General features: G+C 37.2%; 1 pseudogene. It reads left to right on the top strand.

The features are described from left to right. Positions 1-445: 445 nt before the first annotated feature. Positions 446-1,375: pseudogene (gene repM, locus FTV43_RS15155) on the top strand (replication initiation protein RepM); the annotation flags it as partial. Positions 1,376-2,089: the final 714 nt, after the last annotated feature.

Below are 2,089 nucleotides of genomic sequence, written 5' to 3' on the forward strand. Positions count from 1 at the left end.
AGCTCCCTGTTGCTTCATAACGAGATTTACAGAGCAAAGCGACTGTAGCCACTGGCTCCATGACGAGCGAAGCGAGCATAAAGCTTTATGAGCGAAGCGAATCCATTCTTGTTTTTAGCGTCCTAGCCGGTCTTTGAAAAAAACTGCCCCCAGGAATCGAGCGCAGCGAGATTCAATAGAGTTTGAGCGAAGCGAAAACATAGGGCAGTTTTAAATGCCGTTTTTGATTTTTTTGGGCTTTTAATAATATAAAAAGCTTTTAAATGCTTTTAAGAGCCTTGAAAGTATTGATATACGTGCGTTTCAGAGGACATACCGACACAAATAGTTTGTCATACCGACACAAATAGTTTGTTCAAAAACACCAATACCGACACAAATAGTTTGCATTAAGACACATAAAAATATAATGTGTCTTTATATACATAAAAATAATGGTGTCTTAATGAAAGGCGGGTTAGTTGTAAAAGATAATGCTCTTATGAATGCCAGTTACAACTTAGAGGTAACAGAACAAAGGTTAATTTTATTGGCAATTATCAGTGCTAGAGAAACAGGGAAAGGAATTACTGCTGACAGTAAACTAGAAATTCATGCCAGTGATTATGCAAAACAGTTCAATGTCACAAAAGAAGGGGCTTACAAGGCTTTAAAAGAAGCTGTAAACAACCTATTTGATCGACAATTTTCATTCCAAGAAGAAACATCAAAAGGGATTGGTATTGTTCGCTCACGATGGGTTAGTCGTATTAAATACATTGATGATTCTGCTCTACTAGAAATCACCTTTGCCCCTGATGTAGTTCCACTAATTACACGACTTGAGAAACACTTTACAAGCTATCAGATTAATCAAGTTTCAGGACTTACAGGCAAGTATGCAATACGACTTTATGAACTATTGATAACATGGCGTGAGGTAGGTAAAACTCCAATTTTGAAACTAGCGGATTTCAGAAGTCAGTTAGGAGTTGAACCTAATGAATACAAAGCAATGAATCATTTTAAAAGTCGTGTTTTAGAACCATCATTACAGCAAATTAATGAAAAAACAGACATTAAAGTGAAGGTAGAACAACATAAAAATGGTCGTTCAATTAGTGGTTTTTCATTCAGATTCAAACAAAAACCACAGCCAAAAGTAGAACAAAAAATCGACCCTAAACGAGATCCAAACACACCCGATTTTTTTGTTGAAATGACCGATGCCCAACGGCATTTGTTCGCACATAAATTATCTGAACTACCCGAAGTTGGTAGCGAATATGCAGAGATCGGAGAGTCAGCCGAAGACTTTACGAAACGCCTTGCCGACATGCTTTTAGAGCCAAAAAAATTCAGGATGTTTTATCCGCTACTGGAACAGCTCGGCTTTGGTTCTAAAAAAATCCAATCTGCACCAATTAAACAGGTCGATGAACCTAAGTTTATTGAGTTGCGAAATATGCAAGTGAACAGCTTGTCGTTCAATATGTCCCGTGACAAGAAATTCGCTCACTTAAAGCAGGAGAACGAATCTCCAGATGATTTTATGCAACGGCTTCGCATCATGCTAAAAGACCCAAAACAGCAACTTCAATTTTATGACTACGTGAATGCCAAAAAGTAGCAATTAATCCTCTAAAAAAGATTTCAAAACGCCCCAAACTTTGGGGCTTATTTTTATCTTTTTCAGAGGTCGATTTTTTGTTTCTCGGAGAGAAACGCGTAAGCGTGCATTCCCTCCTGCTGTCGGGAAATGATAAATCTCCAAACCGCTAAAAATTTTATTGTTAGCAAAGCACCAATATCGAATTTCACCCCATAGCGCAAAAACCGCCTAAAATCGCATTTAAGCGCCTTTTCTTCAAAAACAGGGGAATCTAGCCAAACAGGGCTAAAAACGCCAATAAACGCAAAATAGGAGCATTTAGACTATGAAATTGAGTGATGCCGAAAAAAATAATCGTTTGTCAGAGGTACTTTTAAAGAAATCAGATCGAGAATATTACGATTTAGAAATCACTGAAGATCATCAAAAACTTTATGATCAGTACGTTTCAGGTGATTTAAACAAGCAAGATTTTGAAGAACAACTAAACAAATTGAT

The organism is Acinetobacter sp. YH16053 (genome assembly GCF_013417035.1).
Taxonomy (GTDB): domain Bacteria; phylum Pseudomonadota; class Gammaproteobacteria; order Pseudomonadales; family Moraxellaceae; genus Acinetobacter; species Acinetobacter towneri.